This window comes from Sagittula salina (assembly GCF_017813235.1).
GTDB lineage: Bacteria > Pseudomonadota > Alphaproteobacteria > Rhodobacterales > Rhodobacteraceae > Sagittula > Sagittula salina.
In genome coordinates this window covers 264,658-283,667 of the sequence record NZ_JAGISH010000007.1, presented here as the reverse complement: position 1 = coordinate 283,667, position 19,010 = coordinate 264,658, and the positions used below count along the sequence as shown (strand labels likewise).

The 19,010-nt window shown below is 61.8% G+C and carries 20 protein-coding genes and 2 pseudogenes; 19 read left to right on the top strand and 3 right to left on the bottom strand.

What is annotated here, in order from left to right; genetic code table 11:
- Positions 1–109: 109 nt before the first annotated feature.
- Both J5474_RS14275 and J5474_RS14270 read right to left on the bottom strand, forming a co-directional pair.
- Positions 110–1,197 (bottom strand): IS3 family transposase gene (locus J5474_RS14275; protein WP_209361570.1). Its coding sequence is split into 2 segments (ribosomal slippage): positions 110–936 and positions 936–1,197, totalling 1,089 coding nucleotides; the frame shifts between segments, so codons are not numbered across the junction.
- A gap of 182 nt (positions 1,198–1,379) precedes the next feature.
- Positions 1,380–2,567 (bottom strand): Shedu immune nuclease family protein, encoded by a 1,188-nt coding sequence (locus tag J5474_RS14270; RefSeq protein WP_209361569.1) that lies wholly within the window; start codon positions 2,565–2,567, stop codon positions 1,380–1,382.
- Positions 2,568–3,330: 763 nt separating this feature from the next.
- On the opposite strand from J5474_RS14270, the gene J5474_RS14265 reads away from it, so the two are divergent.
- From J5474_RS14265 to J5474_RS14190, 15 genes and pseudogenes are all read left to right on the top strand, one after another.
- Positions 3,331–3,666, top strand: a complete 336-nt coding sequence (locus J5474_RS14265) for a polyketide synthase (RefSeq protein WP_245216464.1) — start codon at positions 3,331–3,333, stop codon at positions 3,664–3,666.
- Between the two features lie 187 nt (positions 3,667–3,853).
- The gene (locus J5474_RS14260) at positions 3,854–4,351 is read left to right on the top strand and encodes a copper chaperone PCu(A)C (protein ID WP_209361568.1); all 498 of its coding nucleotides are present in this window, start codon (positions 3,854–3,856) and stop codon (positions 4,349–4,351) included.
- 1 nt (position 4,352) lies between these two features.
- On the top strand, positions 4,353–4,724 hold the full coding sequence (locus J5474_RS14255) for a hypothetical protein (protein WP_209361567.1): 372 nt from the start codon (positions 4,353–4,355) through the stop codon (positions 4,722–4,724).
- Positions 4,725–4,777: 53 nt separating this feature from the next.
- Positions 4,778–5,506 carry a Crp/Fnr family transcriptional regulator gene (locus J5474_RS14250; RefSeq protein WP_245216463.1) on the top strand — a complete coding sequence of 243 codons (729 nt, stop codon included), beginning with the start codon at positions 4,778–4,780 and terminating at the stop codon, positions 5,504–5,506.
- A gap of 14 nt (positions 5,507–5,520) precedes the next feature.
- Positions 5,521–6,612 (top strand): ABC transporter substrate-binding protein, encoded by a 1,092-nt coding sequence (locus J5474_RS14245; protein WP_209361566.1) that lies wholly within the window; start codon positions 5,521–5,523, stop codon positions 6,610–6,612.
- Positions 6,609–7,652: a FecCD family ABC transporter permease gene (locus J5474_RS14240; RefSeq protein WP_245216462.1), complete on the top strand. Its 1,044-nt coding sequence runs from the start codon at positions 6,609–6,611 to the stop codon at positions 7,650–7,652. The genes J5474_RS14245 and J5474_RS14240 overlap by 4 nt, the downstream gene beginning before the upstream one ends.
- Positions 7,649–8,416 (top strand): ABC transporter ATP-binding protein, encoded by a 768-nt coding sequence (locus J5474_RS14235; RefSeq protein ID WP_209361565.1) that lies wholly within the window; start codon positions 7,649–7,651, stop codon positions 8,414–8,416. The genes J5474_RS14240 and J5474_RS14235 overlap by 4 nt, the downstream gene beginning before the upstream one ends.
- Before the next feature lie 256 nt (positions 8,417–8,672).
- Positions 8,673–9,524: a hypothetical protein gene (locus J5474_RS14230; RefSeq protein ID WP_209361564.1), complete on the top strand. Its 852-nt coding sequence runs from the start codon at positions 8,673–8,675 to the stop codon at positions 9,522–9,524.
- A gap of 290 nt (positions 9,525–9,814) precedes the next feature.
- Positions 9,815–10,447 carry a tyrosine-type recombinase/integrase gene (locus J5474_RS14225; protein WP_209361563.1) on the top strand — a complete coding sequence of 211 codons (633 nt, stop codon included), beginning with the start codon at positions 9,815–9,817 and terminating at the stop codon, positions 10,445–10,447.
- Positions 10,448–11,103: 656 nt separating this feature from the next.
- Positions 11,104–11,241, top strand: a pseudogene (locus tag J5474_RS14220) (IS5/IS1182 family transposase); the annotation flags it as partial.
- Positions 11,242–11,585: 344 nt separating this feature from the next.
- On the top strand, positions 11,586–12,575 hold the full coding sequence (locus J5474_RS14215; protein WP_209361562.1) for an IS1595 family transposase: 990 nt from the start codon (positions 11,586–11,588) through the stop codon (positions 12,573–12,575).
- Between the two features lie 92 nt (positions 12,576–12,667).
- A complete protein-coding gene (locus J5474_RS14210) occupies positions 12,668–13,258 on the top strand; it encodes a hypothetical protein (protein WP_209361561.1) in 591 nt (196 codons plus the stop codon).
- A 207-nt stretch (positions 13,259–13,465) separates the two neighbouring features.
- Positions 13,466–13,777, top strand: coding sequence for an H-NS histone family protein (locus J5474_RS14205; protein ID WP_209361560.1), 312 nt, complete (start codon positions 13,466–13,468; stop codon positions 13,775–13,777).
- Positions 13,778–14,149: 372 nt separating this feature from the next.
- Positions 14,150–14,917, top strand: a complete 768-nt coding sequence (locus tag J5474_RS14195; protein ID WP_209361559.1) for an SDR family oxidoreductase — start codon at positions 14,150–14,152, stop codon at positions 14,915–14,917.
- Positions 14,918–15,067: 150 nt separating this feature from the next.
- Positions 15,068–15,849: pseudogene (locus tag J5474_RS14190) on the top strand (IS5 family transposase); the annotation flags it as partial.
- A gap of 167 nt (positions 15,850–16,016) precedes the next feature.
- Here the strand turns inward: J5474_RS14190 and J5474_RS14185 are convergent.
- A complete protein-coding gene (locus J5474_RS14185) occupies positions 16,017–16,262 on the bottom strand; it encodes a hypothetical protein (RefSeq protein WP_209361557.1) in 246 nt (81 codons plus the stop codon).
- 397 nt (positions 16,263–16,659) lie between these two features.
- Here J5474_RS14185 and J5474_RS14180 point away from each other — a divergent pair, with 397 nt between their 5' ends.
- From J5474_RS14180 to J5474_RS14165, 4 genes are all read left to right on the top strand, one after another.
- Positions 16,660–17,295 carry an acyl-homoserine-lactone synthase gene (locus J5474_RS14180; RefSeq protein WP_209361556.1) on the top strand — a complete coding sequence of 212 codons (636 nt, stop codon included), beginning with the start codon at positions 16,660–16,662 and terminating at the stop codon, positions 17,293–17,295.
- Between the two features lie 103 nt (positions 17,296–17,398).
- Positions 17,399–17,608 carry a hypothetical protein gene (locus J5474_RS14175; RefSeq protein WP_209361555.1) on the top strand — a complete coding sequence of 70 codons (210 nt, stop codon included), beginning with the start codon at positions 17,399–17,401 and terminating at the stop codon, positions 17,606–17,608.
- A gap of 80 nt (positions 17,609–17,688) precedes the next feature.
- Positions 17,689–18,243 (top strand): HipA N-terminal domain-containing protein, encoded by a 555-nt coding sequence (locus tag J5474_RS14170; RefSeq protein WP_209361554.1) that lies wholly within the window; start codon positions 17,689–17,691, stop codon positions 18,241–18,243.
- Positions 18,244–18,260: 17 nt separating this feature from the next.
- Positions 18,261–18,986: a type II toxin-antitoxin system HipA family toxin gene (locus tag J5474_RS14165; RefSeq protein ID WP_245216461.1), complete on the top strand. Its 726-nt coding sequence runs from the start codon at positions 18,261–18,263 to the stop codon at positions 18,984–18,986.
- Positions 18,987–19,010 lie beyond the last annotated feature (24 nt).

Below are 19,010 nucleotides of genomic sequence, written 5' to 3'. Positions count from 1 at the left end.
ACGAGCAACTTAGAGCCGGCAGCTGCCCTCCGTCGCGCCGGTTCCGACCGGCAGGTAAGGGCCGTGTCGTGGTAATCCCCCCGTTTTTGCAGGGGCTTGGACATAGAATTTACGTGGCCATTCTCAGTTTCTGGACGGGCGTCATGCCGCCGTTCCCCATGTTCGGGCGTTCGTTGTTGTAGGACCAGAGCCACCCGGTGGCAATCTGCTGCACCTCGTCGATGGTTTCGAAGATGTGGAGGTCCAGCCATTCATGCCGGACTGTCCGGTTGTAGCGCTCGACGTAGGCGTTCTGCTGTGGTTTTCCCGGCTGAATGTGGGCCAAGGCGATGCCCTTGTTTTCGGCCCATTCCATGAGGGTGCCACTTACGTATTCCGGGCCATTATCGACTCGAATGGTTCGTGGCGTACCACGCCATTCGATGATCTGGTCCAATGCCCGCACGACGCGCTCGGCGGGCAACGAAAAGTCGATCTCGATGCCCAGACCCTCGCGGTTGAAGTCGTCCAGGACGTTCAGCAGCCGGAACTGCCGACCATCCTCCAGCCGATCCGCCATGAAATCCATCGACCAAACCTCGTTCGGGACCTCTGGCACGACCAGTTCATCGGGTTTCTCCCTCTTCAAACGTTTGCGTGGCTTGATCCTAAGGTTCAGTTCCAACTCACGGTAGATCCGGTAGACGCGCTTGTGGTTCCAGAGGTGCCCCTGGACGTTGCGCAGGTACAGAAAGCACAGGCCGAAGCCCCAAGTCTTCTTCGCTGTCGTCAGCCCCAGCAGCAGATCGGCGATCTGTTCGTTCTCGTCGTCCAGCTTGGGGCTGTATCGATAGCACGTCTCGCTGACATTGAACGCCCGACACGCCAGGGCGATGCTGACGCCTTTCATCGCCACCGCTTTCATGGCCAACTCTCGGCGCTGAGCTGGCCGGATCATTTTTTTCCGAGGGCCTCCTTGAGCAGATCATTCTGCATGCTGACGTCCGCAAACATGCGCTTCAGCCGCCGGTTCTCCTCGGCCATCGCCTTCATCTCGCTGATGAGGCTGGCGTCCATGCCGCCATACTTCGCCCGCCACTTGTACAGTGTGGCGCTGCTCATCCCGTGCTCGCGGCACAGCTCGGCGGCAGGCACACCGCCCTCCATCTGCCGCAGCACGCCCATGATCTGGGCCTCGGTGAATCGTGTCTTCTTCATCGGAATCTCCTCGTTCATCCTGCCGAGAAAATTCTACTTCCGCATCCCCTTAAGATCGGGGGGGATTACCTCGTCTACGGTGGAGACATTCCTCGATTCTGATCTGGCGACGCCGCGCAGGCTCGCTCCGGCGGACGTCACGAGTTCAGTAAACTTGCAATGTAGGCTCACGGGCGAGGCACTCAGAACGGAATTTCGTCCTCATCATCGGCACTTTGGATGCTGGACGATGCCGCATGATCGACGATAAATCGAGCACGCTCATAGAGCTCATCAAAGGTGAGGATCTCTGGTTGCCGAAGATTGCGGCGGAAGTCCTCAAAGGCCGTGTAGCGAGCAGAATTCACACCGTATTCCGTTTCGAACTGCCTTAGGCTGCCAATGACGAGAAACGATCTCGGCTGGACTGACATGAGCTCTTCGCCGGTTGGGTTGCCCTGCTTATCGGTAAGACGGTGATGCGTGTCGAGAACTTCGCTCGCGGCACGCAGAGTCTCCTGACATTGCGCCACTGATCCGCCAAGCTCGACCGAGGGGGCCCACGTCCCAGGGCGGTATTCGCTTTTTCTTAGAAGTCCAGTAGAGCTCTTCTTGATCTCGACGAGGCACAACGCGTTGATAGCGGCACGTGTCTTCATTATACCATCTGGGATTTTCCCGGGCGTGACGAGACTCGACCCCCTAATCGTTTGTTGCAACCTCCGGCCGTCAAGGCCGGTCGTGAAAATGTAGCTGAGTCCATAACCGAAAATCCACTGATTCCGTTCAAAGAACGCCTGCCAGTCGTTCTCGGAGATTTCGCCGTCATCGTCGAGCATGTCAGAGAATATGTTCAACTGCTCACGACGGAAGGCGAGCGCTACCACGTCTTCGGTAGTGATCTCGCTGCGTGCAAATTCGGCCACGATATCGGGCCGATCTTCAAGGAGCTTCCTGGCCGCATCATCTGGCATATGAACAAGACGCAGGTCGGCTTCGTCGACGGTAAACTTATCCGGGCCAGGAATTTCGACGCGCCGAATATTATCCAGAAACGTCATTAGTCTCTCGATCTGCTCACCATATAGCACGACTTGATCGCCGATCGGGTTCCCGGTCTTTGTGCTCCATCTCTGAATGTGGAGATGCGTGATGCCCCGCCCGTCCTCGACGAAGCGCGCCTTTACTTGCTGAATACCGGTCTGCGTCTCATGAAGGACGTATTCGTCTCCTTCCTTTACGAGCTCTTTCAAGGGACCCACCTCAAAACGTTTCCAACCGAAGCGGTAGACGGTATCACGCCCTGGGAAACCGAAGCGCTTCGAGATGTAGAACCTATGCGGGCGACGGTTGTGCGCATGCTCGAGTTCCTTAGGGTCGATTTCCTGCATCAGATGTTCCGCAGTCGGGGTATATGCCGATGCTATCCGCCGATACCGTTGGACCGCAACATCGCCGTATAAATGGCGGGCTCAACCCGGCAACTCGTTGACCCGCGCCGACTTTTAAGACGCGCGTATGCAGAGAATGTCGGGTTCGGTGGGCTGCACCGCAGCATAGCAATAGTTCGGGAACGGCCGCTCTGGGCCGGGGAGTAACGTCGCCCGCAGGTCATCAGGGCACCTGCTGCATTTCTACAGATCCGGTCCCAGCCCGTTCTGCCTGCACCTCACTAAGGTTTTTGCGCATCTGCGGTCGGCCCCCTGGCTCTTCGTCCTCGCTTCGACCTGAGCGGGGCGGCACAGATTCGCTACTTTCGCACTCGCCCGGCCGTTCCTGCGAATCCGGGAGGGGCTGTCGACAACCGGTCAATCCCACCAGCGACTTGCACTTTCGGCCCCCGTCTGGATGGCATCCGCGAAGCGACCGTCGTGGTAGCGGCAAGGAAGGCGGGGCTTACCCCGCCGCCACTGTCGGCCTGCTATCAGGGAAATGGCGCGGTCCCGGACGTCATCCTCGGTCTTGCAGGGTTCGTCGCGCGGCGCTAGAGACCGGGGTCCGCCAGGTGAGGCGCATCCTCGAAGCCTTGTCCACAACGCCAGGACGTGCTGGCCGTCACCGGCGCGTGCGGCCCCACATGCGACGCGAGCGCACCTTGCGCATTTCGCGATGCCTGCTATCGCTTCTCCGATGCGAGTCCTGAAGCGGATATCCTTGCTGCGCACGCTGGTCGTGCTTCTGGCCGTTGCCTTGGCAACGTCCGGGTTTGCGCATCGCATTGCCACTCCGTCCGAAACGGCCCTCGCGGCCTATGTTCAGTCCTTTGGCCTGGATGCATCGGATATCTGTGGCGACGCTGAGGGCAAGACGGCAGGCCAGGGCTGCGTGGCCTGTCGCCTGCAGGCCGCCATGGCGCTGCCCGAGCCTGCCGTGGCGACGGTTCTCGCGGAACTCGCGCTTGATCCCGCTGACTGGACACCTGCGCCAGCGGTCCTGCATGCGCTGACGAGCGTGTCCACGCACCCGGCACGGGCACCTCCGGCCGCCTGACAGCACCCCGTCTGACCGGTACGCCGGTTCAGTCCGCCTGTTCCCGCGCAAGCGCGATCCAGCGCCATCACCGATACCTGTTCAGCGCATGTGGCGCATGTCCGTCAGCCCGGCTGTATCCGACACCGGATGCCTGCGTCTGGCAGGTCGCAGGCCCATTCCCTGACTTGTCCAGAAAGGCCCCCCGATGAAACACGCCCTCCTTGCCCTGATGCTGCTGGCATCCCCCGCGCTTGCCCATGACAAGATGGCGGGCGACCTGCAGATCATCCATCCCATGATCCCGCAGCCCGCATCCAGCGCCAAGTCGGCGGCGGGTTATGTCACGATCTCGAACGAGGGTGAGACCCCCGAGGCGCTCATCGGCATACGGACGCCCTTCGCCCAATCCTCGACCCTGCACACCACGATCCACGAGGATGGCATCGCCAAGATGCGCCCGCTGGCCGAACTGGTGATCGAACCCGGTGACACGGTGAACCTCGAACCGAACGGGATGCACCTGATGTTCATGGGGCTGACCGGCGCGGCGCAGGAAGGTGACATGATCTCCGCGACGCTGATCTTCCGCAACGCGGGAGAAGTCGCGGTCGAGTTCATGGTCGACCCGGCGGCGGGTGCCGATCACTCGACCATGGATCACGGGTCGTTGGACCGTTCTACGATGGACCATTCGGGCCACTGACGTGACCCTCGTGGGCCTGATATCACGCGCGCTGCTTCTTGTGGCGCTGCTCGGGACGGCCACCGTCCCGAGTGGTTTCATGCGCGCGTCAGGCCCGGGGGGGATGCGTCTCGTGCTCTGCACGCCCGACGGCCCGCAGGAAGTCTGGCTGACCGAGGCGGGCGAGGTGGTCCCGGTCGATGACCGCCAGGACCACGACCCGCCGCAGTGCATCCAGGTCAGCGTCGCGGGCACCGACATGCCGCCGCGCTTCGGCGCGCTGATCCGCCTGCCGCCCTGGCCCACCGCGCCGCCGCTGGCCTTTGACCAGCGCGCCACGGCGCAAGCCAATCCGAACCATCATCGCGCCCGCGCGCCTCCGTTTCCGGCCTGATCCGCCGGGGCCGATGCGCCCCTTGTCCAATTCCCAGACAAGGACCGTTCACCATGAACGCGATGACCCATATCCGGGCCGGGCTTTCGCCCTGTCCCCTTGCATGTCCGTCCCGCCCTGCACTGTTCCGCGGCCTGACCTCCGCCGATATGCGGCGCGTGGAAGCGACCTTCCTCGAAGACATCTATGGCGACGGCGATGCCGTGCCACGCGACCCCTCGGACGCCCCTTTCGTTGCCCTGCTGCTGGAGGGCACCCTGCGCGAGGACGTGCCCGGGCCGCAGGGCGGCGCGCAGCTGTTTGCCCTGACCTTTGCGGGCGAGACGCTCTCGCCGCTTAGTCCGCGCCGTAGTGGCGGCACGCTGACGGCCATCGACCAGTCGCGCCTGCTGACCTGTGACCGGATCGGGTTCGACCGACTGGCGGGGGCCATCCCGCGCCTGCGCGTGAACCTGCTGGGCCTGCTTCAGGACCAGTTGGCCGAGGCGCACTGCTGGCAGACCCTGCTGGGTCGCAAGACCGCGATGGAACGGGTTGCCTCGATGCTGGCATGGTTCCACGCCCGGCAGGGGCGACCGGAGGAGATGTACCTTCCCGTCGGTCGCGCAGAGCTCGGCCAGATGACCGGCCTGACGCTGGAGACGGTGTCTCGCCAGATGCGGGCGCTGGAGCGGCAGGGCGTGATCGCGCTGTCGCTGCCGACCCGTGTCCGCGTCCTGGACGAGACCGGGCTGAAACACCTGACCGGCGACGCGCCCCTGCGTCGCCCCCTTCATTCATGACCAGAGGAGAGACCATGAAGACCCTGACCCTTGCTGCCCTGAGCTGCAGCCTGATTGTCCTGACCTCCGCCGCTTGGGCCGAGATCACCCTCACCGACCTGAAGGGCCGCACCGTCACGCTTGATGCGCCTGCCCAACGTGTGATGCTGGGCTTCTACTACGAGGATTTCCTCGCCGTGGCCGGTGACGGCGCGGTCGACAAGATCGTCGGCCTGTCGAGCGGTCCCTGGGCCGAGTGGCGGCCCAAGCAGTGGGAAGCCTACACGCAGAAGTTCCCGCAACTGGCCGATCTGCCCGACGTGGGCGACACCGAAAGCAGCACGTTTTCCATCGAGGCGGCGCTGGCCACCGATCCGGATCTCGTGATCCTTGCCGGCTGGCAATACGACGCCTTGGGGGAATCCGCGCAGCAGTTCGACACGGCGGGCGTGCCGGTGCTGGTGCTCGACTACAACGCCCAGACGCTGGAGGCGCACCTCGCCTCGACCCGCGCGCTGGGGCAGGCCATGGGCACCGAAGATCGCGCCGAGGCGCTGGCGACGCTCTACCAGACCATGACCAAGGACACAGCGGCCCGTGTGGCCGACTCGACCGAGGAGCCGAAGGTCTATGTCGAACTCGCCCAGAAGGGCCCCGACGAGGTCGGCAATTCCTACGCGGGCGGCATGTGGGGCGGCGTCATCGACCGGCTGAAGGGGCGCAACATCGCCAATGGCCAGATCGAGAACTGGGGGCCGCTCTCGCCAGAATACGTGCTGGCGGAGGCGCCCGACGTAATCCTGCTGGCAGGCTCGGAATGGCTGAACCGCCCGGCCTCGGTGCCACTGGGGTTCGGCGCGGAACCGAAGCTCGCCAATGAGAGGATGCACGCCTACATGGGCCGAACCGGGTGGGCCGACCTGCCGGCGGTGGCGCAGGGCAAGGTCTATGGCATCTACCACGGCGGCTCGCGCACCCTGTCGGATTTCGCCTACTTCCGCTTCCTCGGCAAGGCACTGCACCCGACGGCCTTTGCCGATGTGGACCCGCAGGCCGAGCTGGCGCAGTTCTACACCGATTGGCTGCCAATCACGCCCGAAGGCACTTTCGTGATGCAGGTCGAATGACCCTCGCGGTGGATCAGGTGCCCGGGCTCGACCGGGCCGACCTGACGCGGATGGGGGCGGTCTGTGCCGCCCTCCTCCTGCTGGCCGCGTTGATGGTGGCGGACCTCGTGACCGGCCCCGCCGGGCTGCCGCTGTCACAGGTGGTGGACGGGCTGCGCGAGGGGCCCTCCGGCGCGGACCGCCGCCTTGCCACGATCCTGTGGTACCTGAGGATGCCGCAGACGCTGATGGCGGCGCTGGTCGGTTTCGCGCTCGGGGTCTGCGGGTTGATGATGCAGACGATCCTGAACAACCCGCTGGCCAGCCCCTTCACGCTGGGGTTTTCCGCCGCCGCAGGTTTCGGTGCGGCGCTGGTGATCCTGTTCGGCACGGCGCTGCCGGTGGCGCTCTGGATCGGCGTGCCGCTGGCCGCCTTCCTGTCCACCCTGACCGCCGCGGCGCTGGTCTATCTCGTGGCGCATTACCGCGGTGCCTCGCACGAGATGCTGGTGCTGGCGGGCATCGCCGTGCTGTTTCTGTTCCAGTCGCTGCAATCTTTGTTGCAATTCATGGCCGCGCCGGAGGTGCTGCAACAGATCGTCTTCTGGCTGTTCGGCAGCCTGCTGAAGGCCACGTGGACCTCGGTCCAAGTGCTGGCGGCGTTGCTGGTCCTGACCCTGCCGCTGATCCTGCGCGAGGTCTGGAACCTGACCGCCTTGCGCCTTGGCGACGGCAATGCTGCGAGCCTCGGCCTGAACGTCGAGGCGATGCGGCGGCGCGTGCTGGTGCTGGTGGCGCTGCTGACCGCCGGGGCCGTCAGTTTCACCGGCACCATCGGTTTCGTAGGGCTGATCGCGCCCCATGTCGCCCGCGCGCTGGTGGGCGAGGATCACCGCTTTGGCCTGCCCATGGCGGGGATCATGGGGGCGGTGGTGCTGGTCGCGGCCTCGGTCACGGGCAAGCTGATCTCGCCCGGCGCGGTCATCCCAGTGGGCATCATCACCGCGCTGGCGGGCATCCCGATGCTGCTGGGAGTCATCCTGATGAAAGGACGGACATGAGTCTTCTCTTGAGCGAGTTCACCGTGAATGCCGGTCGGCTTCGCCTGCTGGACATTCCTTCCTTGTCCTTGCCGTCCACCGGCCTCGTCGGCGTGATCGGCCCCAACGGCGCGGGCAAATCGACCCTGCTGAAGGCGCTGGCCGGGATCATCCCGCACGCAGGGCGCAAGACGCTCGACTGCACCTGGCCCGACCCGACGCGCATCGCCTACCTGCCGCAGGACTTCGCCGTTTCCGCCGCCATGTCCGTCGCCGAATGCGTCCTCCTGGGGCGGCGCGAGCGGCTGGGCTGGCGGATCACCGCCCATGACCGCGCCGAGGTCGGGCGCGTCCTATCCTTGCTCGACCTCACGCACCTGGCCGAAGCCCGTATGGACCGCTTGTCGGGGGGCCAGCAACAGCGCGTCCTTTTGGCGCAACGACTGCTGCGCGACCCGCGCCTGATGATCCTCGACGAACCCACCAGCGCGCTGGACCTGCACCACCAACTCGAAGTCCTGTCCCGTCTGAAGGCGCTTTCAACCGACATCCTCGTCATAGCCGCGCTGCACGACCTGACTCTGGCCGGGCGCTTCGCCGACCACTTGGTGCTGATCGAGCACGGCATGCTCAAAGCCGCGGACAATCCCGAGGCGGTCCTAAACGGCGACATGCTCGACCCGGTCTATGCCATCCGCTGCGAAGTCTTTCGCGACCGCGCCCGCAACCCCGTGGTCGTCGCACATTCACCCTGTGATCCGTGTCCTAAGTCACCAATCCGGTAAGTCAGCGTTTGCGCACTGCCGACCTCGGCCTCTCCAAAATGCTGCGCGATGCCTCGAAGGGCTGGTTCAGGGAAGCCGCGCCGTAGCAAACCGCACGCTCGTCAAAGGCAGCTCAGGGCCGGAGACGTACTGATCGCAAAAGTGGGCTGAGCAACCCAGGATTCCGCTCCGGCGGCGACCAGAGTAGACGCCGGTGATGTTGCGCCGCTACCTCCTCTTGATAGGATCGCCCGGAGGAGCATCGGAGCGCTGAAGTATGGACGTTCAAAACCCAATACCGCGCGCAGATCTTCTGGCGATGATTTCTGACCAGATTCCGGAGGTCTATCCGGAATACAGCATCAAGAAGACCGACGCTCTCGCCGCACGGGTGTTGGAGGATCTCTATATCTTGGCGAGATGTGCGATCAGCAGGTGCCGTGTGACTTACACCGACGCGATCAGCCTTCGGGGCTATGGGAATAGGCAGAACGGCAGATGGCTGGATGACGTCTACGGCTTTGCAATTTCTCCTTTGGGTTTCCCTGATCTCACTATGCTGGTGGTGAACGCAGCCACCGGTCAGCCCAGTGAGGACGCCTTCGAGGCACGCCGAAGCAAGCTCAGTGAGATCCAGATCTCAGAAGTCCCCCGGGAGCAGAACCGGTGTATTTGGTTCGATGCCTATGAGGCAGTGCTCGGACCGCTGGAGCCTATTCCAACGGAATATCACTACGCACGATCCGTGATGCCAGAGCCGCCACTCGAGGCGGAGATACGTCGGGCAGTCTCGAACGCGATCCAACGTGTGAATGGCGTCGGCAAGATGACCGTGAAGGTCGGCAAGGAATACGTAGGCTCTGGGAACTACTCGGAGCTTTGTCTTTTGACGAGCCAGCTTCTGAATAAGCAGAATAGTCGCTGCGCCTTGACCGGCCAGCCTTTCGAAACGCGCTCGGCCGCGGAGGGAGGCATCCAAGATGATCGAATGTCACTCGACCGGATCGACAACTCCCTCGGCTACTACGATGGGAATGTTCAGCTCGTGACGCAGTTCGCAAACCGCGCGCGTGGGCAAATGTCAATCCAGGAAGCCCAGAGTCGACTCGTTCAGTATGTGGAGCCTTGAACGCTCACATTTCTGAACCGTCACCAGCGGCAGGTTTGGAGAAGCTGCAACGCAGCAAAGCCGGTTCCCGCGAATGGCCGGTCTGGGCCGAAATGGACGGTCATGCTGGTGGCGGCACTCCTAGGCGAACCGAAACTACCTGCGCCTTCTGGGCCTTCGCTTCCTGTATGGGGCCGCGTCCGCCGCCCCGAAGCCGCCATCGAGACCCGGACGCAGCATGGCTGTGGTATACTTGACCGCCAGCAGGACGTTGGTGATGTGGCTGGGTGCGGCGGATTGGAGGAACCGCCATGCCTACTGCAAACCTACCCGCCATCCGCGCATGCCGCTCTGCCTGGAACAAGGGGCGCATCGTCGGTCAGAAACGGCCACTGTTGCCGAAACATGTCTGGGCCATCCGGGTCCGGCTCGAACTGGCGGAACGACACCGGGATCTTGCGCTGTTCAACTTGGCCATCGATAGCAAGCTGAGGGGCTGCGACCTGGTCAAGCTGCGGGTCCCGGATGTCTTCGCGGCGAACCAGGTCAAGGAACGCGCCTCGATCATTCAGAGCAAGACGGGTCGACCCGTCCGGTTCGAGATCACCGAGGGTACGCGCAGATCACTGGCTCGGTGGATGGCCGAACCCTTGATGATCGGTTCCGAGTATCTCTGGCCGGGGCGTTTCCATGAACGCCTCCACATCTCGACGCGGCAGTACGCCAGGCTGGTCAGAGATTGGGTTTCGTCCATCGGGCTGGAACCATCTTCATACGGCACGCACTCGATGCGGCGGACCAAGGTGGCGCAGATCTACCGAAAGACAGGAAACCTGCGGGCAGTGCAGCTGCTTCTCGGTCACACGAAGATGGACAGTACCGTTCGATACCTTGGTGTCGACCTGGAAGATGCGCTGGCAATCTCGGAGGGCGTTGATATCTGACAACATGGGTCGGCGGCAGCGCCGACCCGATCCGGACATTCATGGAAACGGCGCCCACGGCCGGTGTCAGCGCAGGTTAACGCATTCTGTACGATGCACGAATTTCAGCGTTCCGGGCGCGGCATGGTGTGTTACGTTTGCTCAACACAGTCTTTCCGGGGTTCTGAATTCCTCTCCTTTCTTTGATGTTCATGTGAAAAGCTCCCCCTTTTGATGCTCGGAACCAAGGAGGAATTATCTCGGTGAAAATTTGGATCAGCATTGCGTCCGCAGCGCTCTGCGCCGGAGGTTCCGCATTCATCTACGAAGCAAACGTCAACCCGGGTGACGGACCAATGAGCCCTTGGCAGATGGCAGGACTCGCTGGCCTCGCCGCGAGCGTTTGGGCAGCATTTGCATTCCCGAGGATGGGTAGGAGTTGGATCAGGGATTTTCTGTGGATTGCGGCTGCATATCCGTCCGTTGGCGCTATGACAGGATGCTTGATCGCGTGCGGGCAACCCATTGGTATCTTTTTCGGCGCCTACGTTGCGATCAATCTCCCTTTGACATTTCCGATGTTGATTTTGCCGATATACATTTCTGGCGCAGCTCTGGCTTTTCATTTGCCCCGCATGCGCCCGGTTGCCTAAGTCGGTTTGCAAGGCATGGGAGCAAGGCGAAACCGATCAGTTGGCGAAAGCTGCCTGAATAGGCTCAAGGACTGGCGGCGCGTCGCGACCCGATACGACCGCTGCCCAAAGGTCCTCCTCTCAGCGATCGCCCTCGAGGCAACCGTGATCTATTGGCTATGAGTCCTTACCCGAAGGCGCAACCGCAGCAGCGCCCCGCCTGGGTAACTGAACAGCCCCTGGCGACCGCCTGAAAACACCAAGGCGCCGCTTTCCCTTTCAATCTAGGGGCGGATGGCAACAACGAACATGAGAAGAAGATAAACTTATTGATCCCATCAAGACTTCAACCTTTCCCGCATGCGCATATCATCCACTCTCTAAAGACAACCATGTCAGCCCCTGAACTCGTTTGAAAACTTTGCCGCCCAATGAATATTGATGGGGGTGTCCGCAAACTGTGTTGGTGCGCTTCGTGATTTCGCAGAAGGGCCTATATCACTCGGCTTTTGACGCGGAGGATACCCATGCTGCACCACGACTTTCGCCGGTTTCTCGATGCCCTCTACCGCCTGAACCCGGCCCAGATCGAGGATGCCCAGTCGAAGATCATGGATCTCCGACGAAAGACCGAGGCGATCTCGGAGATCGAAGCACGGACAATCCAAGATCACAAGTGCCCCTACTGTGGCCACGAGCGCCGACAGAAGTGGGGCCGCACCCGGACCAAGGTCCAGCGCTACCGCTGCACTGGCTGCCAGAAGACCTATTCGGGCAGGACGGGCAGCGCCATCGGCCGGCTCCATCGTCCGGAACTGTTCTTGGTCGCGCTGCGGGATATGCTGGGCGTTGCCGCACCTCAGTCGGTCCGCAAGCTCGCTCGGCAGTTGGGACTCAACAAATACACGGTCTGGCGTTGGCGGATGCTGGTGTTCTCCATCATCGGCAGCAGCTCAATCGTGAGCTTCTCCGGGATCGTGGAGGCGGATGAGACCTTCCAGCGGGAATCGCGCAAAGGTTCTCGCGAATGGGTCCGGCACTTCGCAGATCCGAAGAAGGTTGCACCGCCGCCCCGCCCCAGGTGGGAGGACTTCACGACGCAGGGGCTGAAGATGATGCGAGGCCTCTCGAAGTGGCAGCTCCCCATACTCACCGTCGCTGACCGCGGCGGCGCGCGCCTCTTCCGACGCCTGCCGAACCGCAAGAGTGTGACGCTCGAGCGCGCCATGAAGCCGCTGGTTCCGAGCGATGCCGTGCTCTGTTCCGACGGCGCCAATGGCTACAAGAACGTCGCAGCAGCAGGCGGTCTCGAGCACTTCGTGTTGGGCAGCAAGCCCGGCACGCGAGTGGCCTCAGGCTGCTATCACATCCAGAACGTGAACTCGCTCCACGCCCGCTACAAAAGGTTCATCAAGCCCTTCTGCGGACCGGCCACGAAGAACCTCAGCGGCTACATCCGCTGGCTGGAGGTGCGGCTGGCGGGTATGCGCCCGGCGGAGATTGTCCGTGCATCGTAGACGAGGTGTCGCGCAGAGGTCTGCTTCGAGCCCAACTTGACCGATGCTGGTTTGTAGATGAAGGTCTGCTTTCAAGAATTCGGACTGAAGGTATGAGCAACGACATTCTCGGGCCAAAGCGCTTTGCCGCGTTTTTGATAGCGGTTTTCTGTTGGGGCAGCCCAGGCAACGCACAGAGCTTGTTGCACGACTTCGAAAACCTTCTTGAACGCTGTCGAGTGTCCATCGAAATGAACGAGGCGTTTGACAGCGCGGGTCTGGAACAGAAGAGCGTCGAAGAGCGCCATGCGCGTGATTGGGGAACGCATTCCGACAACGTTGCGTGGATGCGCCCGGGTTCAGAGCTGTATGTTGTGCTGACCGAATGGACGTCTCACGAGGGCACCACCCGGCATTTGTGCAACGTTGGATTGGCCGATGAAGGGCGTGCCTTGGATGCGGTTGAGCAAGCGCTGCTGTTGCGTCACTTTCTGATTGAACAAGTCGAATTGATCGGTGCAGGAACTCATGAAATCGCCGGGAACCTGTCCCCGATCCCGCCTGCTGTGAATGCAGGGTTTCTGCTTTCAGCAAAAAACCCAAATGGGTGCCGAGTAATCAGCGTCCTCACCTTCTCACCCGATGGAACATTCTTTCAAGCTGGGACCGGCGAGCAGGCAATTAGTCCGTGCAAAACCGAATAGGGTCCGGGATGCCGGAAAAATCTGCGCGAAGGATCATAAGCAATCATTCGACCTGATATCTCGAACGTCCGCTTCGTCCCGCATAGCGGACCAACACGGTTTGCGGACACCCCCATATTGATTGCGCCCACCATAAAAGCTAGCTAGTTGTGTCTTTAACTAGCGGACCAGTCGAAGCAAATTTACACAATGGGAAGAGGGCTGATCATGTCGATCGATCTTGCAGGAATGTCCAAGGAAGAACTGGAGCGCCTTATTAGCGACGCTTCAAAAGCGCTGAAGACAGTTGATGCGCGCAAAAAGGCGCAAGCGCGCCGCGCCGCCGAAGAAGTCGCGAAAGAGCATGGGTTTTCGTTGTCGGAGATATTAGATGGTGGCACCGACGGTGGACCAAAGGGAGTGCCGAAGTACGCCAACCCTAGCAACCCCGACCAAACGTGGACCGGCCGTGGAAGAAAGCCGAATTGGCTTATCGAAGCACTGGAGGCAGGCAAGTCCATGGAGGAACTTTCCATATGAGCGCGGTTTCCAAGTGACGGCTTTAGCAGCCTGCTGAAAAATTCCGACCACCGCCATTTCGACGCGAAAATACGTCACTTCTCGGGTTCTCTCGTCGATCTGATAAAAACTCAGAGCATCGGGGCCTGACAAGCGCGGCGAGAGGTGCGTTCTGCCAACCTTTTTCCTTGGCCTGCTAGCGCGCCCGAGACGCCAAGCGCGTTCGCGCACTAACCACTCCTGCGCGCATCACCAGATGTTGTGTCAGGCGCTGCGCGCCCGCGACGGCGACACTGCCGCCCGGGCGATATCGGAAGACATCCGCGTGGCCTCAGAACTCATAACCGCGCATGGCGCGCTGGACACGGATAACACCCGGAGGAGGATCATCACGTGAAACTGGAACTTGAGGGCGCGCGGGTCATCGTGACGGCCGGGGCGCAGGGCATCGGCCGAGCCATCGTCGAGGCCTATCTCTCCGAGGGCGCCCGCGTCGCGACCTGTGACATTGACGAGACGGCGCTGGAAACCCTCCCCGCCGAGGTGTTCCGGCAAAGGGCCGACATGGGCGACGCCAGCCAGATCGCCTCTTTCATGTCTGCGGCCCTGGAACACCTCGGCGGACTGGATATCCTGGTGAACAACGCCGGCATCGCCGGACCGACCGGACCCGTCGAGGAGCTCGACCCGGCGGACTGGGACGCGACGCTGTCCATCTGCCTGACTGCGCAGTTTCATTGCGTGCGCCACGCCGTCCAGGCGCTGCGCCAAAGCGGCAATGCCTCGATCATCAACCTGTCATCCCTGGCCGGGCGGCTGGGCTTTGCCATGCGCACACCCTATGCGGCAGCGAAATGGGGGGTGATCGGCTTCACCAAGTCGCTTTCCATCGAGTTGGGCCCCGACGGTATTCGCTGCAATGCCATCCTGCCGGGGATCGTCGCGGGCGACCGGCAGCGCCGGGTCCTCGAAGCCAAGGCGCAGCGCCGAGGGATCAGCTTTGCCGAGGTGGAGGCCGAGGCGTTTTCCTACACGTCGATCAAGGACTACGTACAGCCCGAGCAGATCGCAGACCAGATCCTGTTCCTGACCAGCCCCCGCGGCAGGACGATATCCGGCCAAGCGGTATCAATCTGCGGCGATGGCCGGATGCTGGCCTGACCTTCCCCGGGTCAGACTTGAGGCGAACGCTGAACTTGGCGCCTGCATGGGTGACCCGAGCATCCGTAACCAGTAGGTCAGGATGGCATCGTTGCAGAAATCTGGCCGTCGGCAGTTCGCATAGTGAACCCACGCGTTTGGACGGGGCACATGAGCAAGCCGATGCCCGCTCGCCACCGTACGACGAACTGGTCCAGCTACACTGCCTCGTTACGCAAGCGTGGTTAGCTGTTGTTCTGGCTGGAGATGGACATGAAATGGTTTGCGCAGCATGACTGTCGCCCCGGTCGCCCTGCGGCCTTCTCGGACGCGGGGATCCAACTCCGCCTGACCTTCAAGGTCTGGTTCAAGCTGCCGTTCAAGCAGACTTCCGGGATGGCCCCCAGCATTTTTGAGCTACCGGGGCAGAACTGGGCCGTTCCGGATCACTCGACCCTGTCTCGCAGGCAGAAGACGCTGAAAGTACAGATCCCCAACCACCGTTCTGGCGGGCCGCTGAAAGCTGCTGGTGCTCAATGGGGACATTTATTTCTTCGAAATGCCCTGCCGGGTGACAGACAGCACCGGCATCAAGTTCCGCGGCGACGGGGCATGGCAGGCGCGCCAGCATGGCGTTCAGGGAAGTCGCTAAGGCGCAAGTTTCATCTTGCCATGGACACCGCTACCTCTGACACCCGCGCCGTGGGGTTTCCCCCAGCGGGGACGGCGACATCTCAGTCTTGCGGGATCTGTTGGAACAGATCCCGCAAGACGAAGACGTGACCGCCGAAATCGCCAACGGCGCCTATGACATCCGCCGCTGGCACAGCGAAACCATCGCCCGAGGCGGCACGGCGTTCATCCCGTTCCGCAAGAGCCGCCGACCGTGGAAAGAGGACAGCCCGGGATCGCGTCCACGCCCCGGAGCTAGCAGGCTCCCGCGTGGGAGGGGCGTGCCCCGCGCAGGCCGGGTGCGTTGATCGGTCGTTAACCAATATTGACCTAGGGTCACCGGCAAACAGGCAATCTCGGCTTAACCCCATGACGTCACGCCATGAAAAGGACGTTCTCGCTGCAGCTCGCGCGCTTGAACTCCTTGGCTGTACGCACACCGCACGCGTCATGCGGCAATTCTCGGGCGACCTCGCTGCGATTGCGTCTCGAGCTGATGATCCCCCTGACGAGCCACCATTTCGTACACGACCCCCGGCAGCGTCAGATTCTCCTGAGTAGGATCGCTCTGTGCGGCAAACATCCTAGCATACATCATGGTCTCCATGATGCAGCTGTGCGCGCAGGTGGCCGGGCACGACTGAAAGCTGACCTTGCTGCAAATCTGCGGACACTCGAATTCTGCGTGGGTCATCGGCCGGTCTCCTCTCCCGTCGACTGCGTTACCGCAAACAAGGTTGATAAGTCATCCTTGTGTATTAATAGAAAACGCTACCAAAAGATGAATGCGAATATGTATGACGCTGCGTCACGCACCTGTCGGTCGGGAACGCTGATACACCGTGAACAGCCGGGTCGCCCGAGGTCAAAGGTGTAGCCTCTGCACCAGGGTGTATCCCTCCTAAGCTGGCGTCGATTTTTCATGCCCAGTCGGGCAGCCCACGTGCCCGAATGCCCCGCGACCCGACCCGAACGCGGGTTAAAGCATTATGAATACGTACATTTTTACTCAAATCGCAGGCACTCCGGAAAGGCGGCGTTAACCGCGTTCGGACGACCCCTTGGGTGTCACAACCACTTGGGGAATAACCATGATCCGTTTTGCACGTGCCAACGAACTTCCGTCCGACAGCCCCCTCCTGCGCTCGATGTACCGCGACAGGGCCACCCAGTTTCGGGACCGCCTGAAGTGGGATGTGACCGTCGACGACCGCGGCGAGGAACACGACCAGTACGACGCGCTCGATCCTCTTTACGTCATCTGGGAACGCGAGGACGGCCTGCATGGCGGGTCCATGCGCTTCCTTCCCACTCTCGGCCGCTGCATGGTGAACGAGCACTTCCTGCATGTCACCGGCGGCCGGACGATCAGGAACCCCGGCATCTGGGAATGCACGCGGTTCTGCCTGGCCCCGGACAGCAAGGGGAACGTCGCCGCAGCCCTGATGCTGGCCGGCGGTGAACTCATGCGCCAGCTCGAGATCGAGAAGTTCGTGGGCGTGTTCGATGCGCGCATGGTGCGCATCTACAGCCGCATCGGCGCCTCCCCGGAGGTCATCGGTTCCGTGGGCGAAGGGCGGGACCAGGTCAGCGTCGGCCTCTGGGCTTTCTCCGAGCCACTCAGGGAACGCGTGGCGCAGACCGCCGGCATATCGCCCGCACAGTCCCAGGCCTGGTCCGAGGCATCACCCCTGGCACAAGGCCTGCGCGCACCGATCGCCGCCTGACATGGCAGTCCGGCTGATCCGGCAAGCCGGATCAGCCCCGCCTACATGATTTGTTAACTGTTTTTTGACACTCCTTCACGAGAACTTGCCCGGAGGAGCGCAGATGCAGAGCCATGACTGGATCATCCGCGTACTCAACGACCTCGAGGATTACTCCGAGATCAACGACCTGCCCCAGACACGCGACGCGGTGCCGCTGCTTCGCATGATCGTCGAGCAGGAGATCAAGACCAGCAGGCTGCCCGCGCAGCCCACCGAACCCATGGTCCATAAATACCCATTCCTTGTCATTCCCGGTCGCGCCGCGGACTAACGAGCGCTATAAACCAGCAGCCTCGCGGCATTTCGTGCGACATGGTTCATCACCACCATTAAAGGGAAGCAGGGTTCATCATGCCTCCTACGGTCTTCGCGCCCGCCACCGCCAACGAAGCTTTCGTCTGGACGTGGCTCCCTGAGGCAACCGAGCCGGTTGTAGCCGGGCGCATCGCATTCGCGGATGGGCTCTACCGCTTCGCCTATGATCGCGATTACCTTGAGCGCCAAGATGCGATCCCGTTCTATACCCGTGATACTCCGCAAAACTTGGTCGCGCACGCTCCGGAAGAGTCTGAGAAGATTTTCGGCTTCCTGCGCGACGGCCTTCCGGACAACTGGGGACGCCGCGTAGTTCTGGCTCAAACCACCGGTCGAGGCGACCGAGGCATGGATACAGAGGACATAGACGAACTCGGTTACATGCTCCTTTCCGGATCCGATCGAACAGGGGCGTTGGATTTCCAGGGTTCGGGCACAATCTATGCACCGCGCATGTCCCCGGACGCGTCGCTCGCCGAGATCATGGAGGCCGCCCGCCTTGTCGAGGAAGGCATAACGCTGCCCGCTGACCTCAAGGCGGCTATTGCCATGGCACTTCGATTGGTGGCGCGCGCCCGAAAGCGCACCTGACCGAAGGTGCTCGCAAGATGATCGCGAAGTTTCCCTCCAGCCGGGACCCGTACAAGATCGTCGGCGCTGAATTCCTGGCCCTGCGACTGGCCAAACGTGTCGGTATCTCGGTCGCTGACGCCGATCTCGCGCAAGTCGGGAACAGGGATGTGCTGTTGGTCGAACGCTTCGACCGCCTCCCCCGAAAAGACGGATGGCAGAGGCGTCATGTGGTATCGGCCCTGACGATCCTCGGCCTCGACGAACACCAAAGCTACTACGGAAGCTATGAAAACCTGGCGCAGGTATTGCAGCGCACCTCGGCCGATCCGGCACAATCTTCGGTGGAAATTTTCAGGCGCATGGTTTTCAACATCCTGATCGGAAACACGGATGATCACGCTCGCAACCATGCCGCTTTCTGGGATGGAAACGAACTGGCCCTGACGCCCGCCTATGACATCGAACCCCGTCCACGTATCGGACGAGAGGCCAATCAAGCCATCCGGATCTGCGGGACATCAAGGCAAAGCCGGATCGCATTGGCTATCGAAGCCGCTCCGACTTTCGGACTCAGCACTGAGGAGGCGGTGGATATCATCGCATTTCAGATCGAGACGATTCACGCTTATTTCCACGCGACAGCCGATGAAGCCCGCCTACCCGAAGCCGACCGAGATATTTTGGCGAACCGCGCCATCCTGAATCCATACATTTATGAAGGCGCCCCGACAGCTATCGCCGATCTCGAACGCAGCCTTTGAGGGCCAAGACAGGCATGGTGGACC

Excerpts from the sequence above, each read along its gene's own strand:
- J5474_RS14240 (WP_245216462.1), top strand. The coding sequence starts at position 6,609 with ATGACCCTCGCGGTGGATCAGGTGCCCGGGCTCGACCGGGCCGACCTG.
- J5474_RS14175 (WP_209361555.1), top strand. The coding sequence starts at position 17,399 with ATGCAGAGCCATGACTGGATCATCCGCGTACTCAACGACCTCGAGGAT.
- J5474_RS14205 (WP_209361560.1), top strand. The coding sequence starts at position 13,466 with ATGTCGATCGATCTTGCAGGAATGTCCAAGGAAGAACTGGAGCGCCTT.
- J5474_RS14185 (WP_209361557.1), bottom strand. The coding sequence starts at position 16,262 with ATGACCCACGCAGAATTCGAGTGTCCGCAGATTTGCAGCAAGGTCAGC.
- J5474_RS14215 (WP_209361562.1), top strand. The coding sequence starts at position 11,586 with ATGCTGCACCACGACTTTCGCCGGTTTCTCGATGCCCTCTACCGCCTG.
- J5474_RS14230 (WP_209361564.1), top strand. The coding sequence starts at position 8,673 with ATGGACGTTCAAAACCCAATACCGCGCGCAGATCTTCTGGCGATGATT.
- J5474_RS14170 (WP_209361554.1), top strand. The coding sequence starts at position 17,689 with ATGCCTCCTACGGTCTTCGCGCCCGCCACCGCCAACGAAGCTTTCGTC.
- J5474_RS14250 (WP_245216463.1), top strand. The coding sequence starts at position 4,778 with ATGAACGCGATGACCCATATCCGGGCCGGGCTTTCGCCCTGTCCCCTT.
- J5474_RS14225 (WP_209361563.1), top strand. The coding sequence starts at position 9,815 with ATGCCTACTGCAAACCTACCCGCCATCCGCGCATGCCGCTCTGCCTGG.
- J5474_RS14235 (WP_209361565.1), top strand. The coding sequence starts at position 7,649 with ATGAGTCTTCTCTTGAGCGAGTTCACCGTGAATGCCGGTCGGCTTCGC.
- J5474_RS14260 (WP_209361568.1), top strand. The coding sequence starts at position 3,854 with ATGAAACACGCCCTCCTTGCCCTGATGCTGCTGGCATCCCCCGCGCTT.
- J5474_RS14165 (WP_245216461.1), top strand. The coding sequence starts at position 18,261 with ATGATCGCGAAGTTTCCCTCCAGCCGGGACCCGTACAAGATCGTCGGC.
- J5474_RS14270 (WP_209361569.1), bottom strand. The coding sequence starts at position 2,567 with ATGCAGGAAATCGACCCTAAGGAACTCGAGCATGCGCACAACCGTCGC.
- J5474_RS14210 (WP_209361561.1), top strand. The coding sequence starts at position 12,668 with ATGAGCAACGACATTCTCGGGCCAAAGCGCTTTGCCGCGTTTTTGATA.
- J5474_RS14180 (WP_209361556.1), top strand. The coding sequence starts at position 16,660 with ATGATCCGTTTTGCACGTGCCAACGAACTTCCGTCCGACAGCCCCCTC.
- J5474_RS14245 (WP_209361566.1), top strand. The coding sequence starts at position 5,521 with ATGAAGACCCTGACCCTTGCTGCCCTGAGCTGCAGCCTGATTGTCCTG.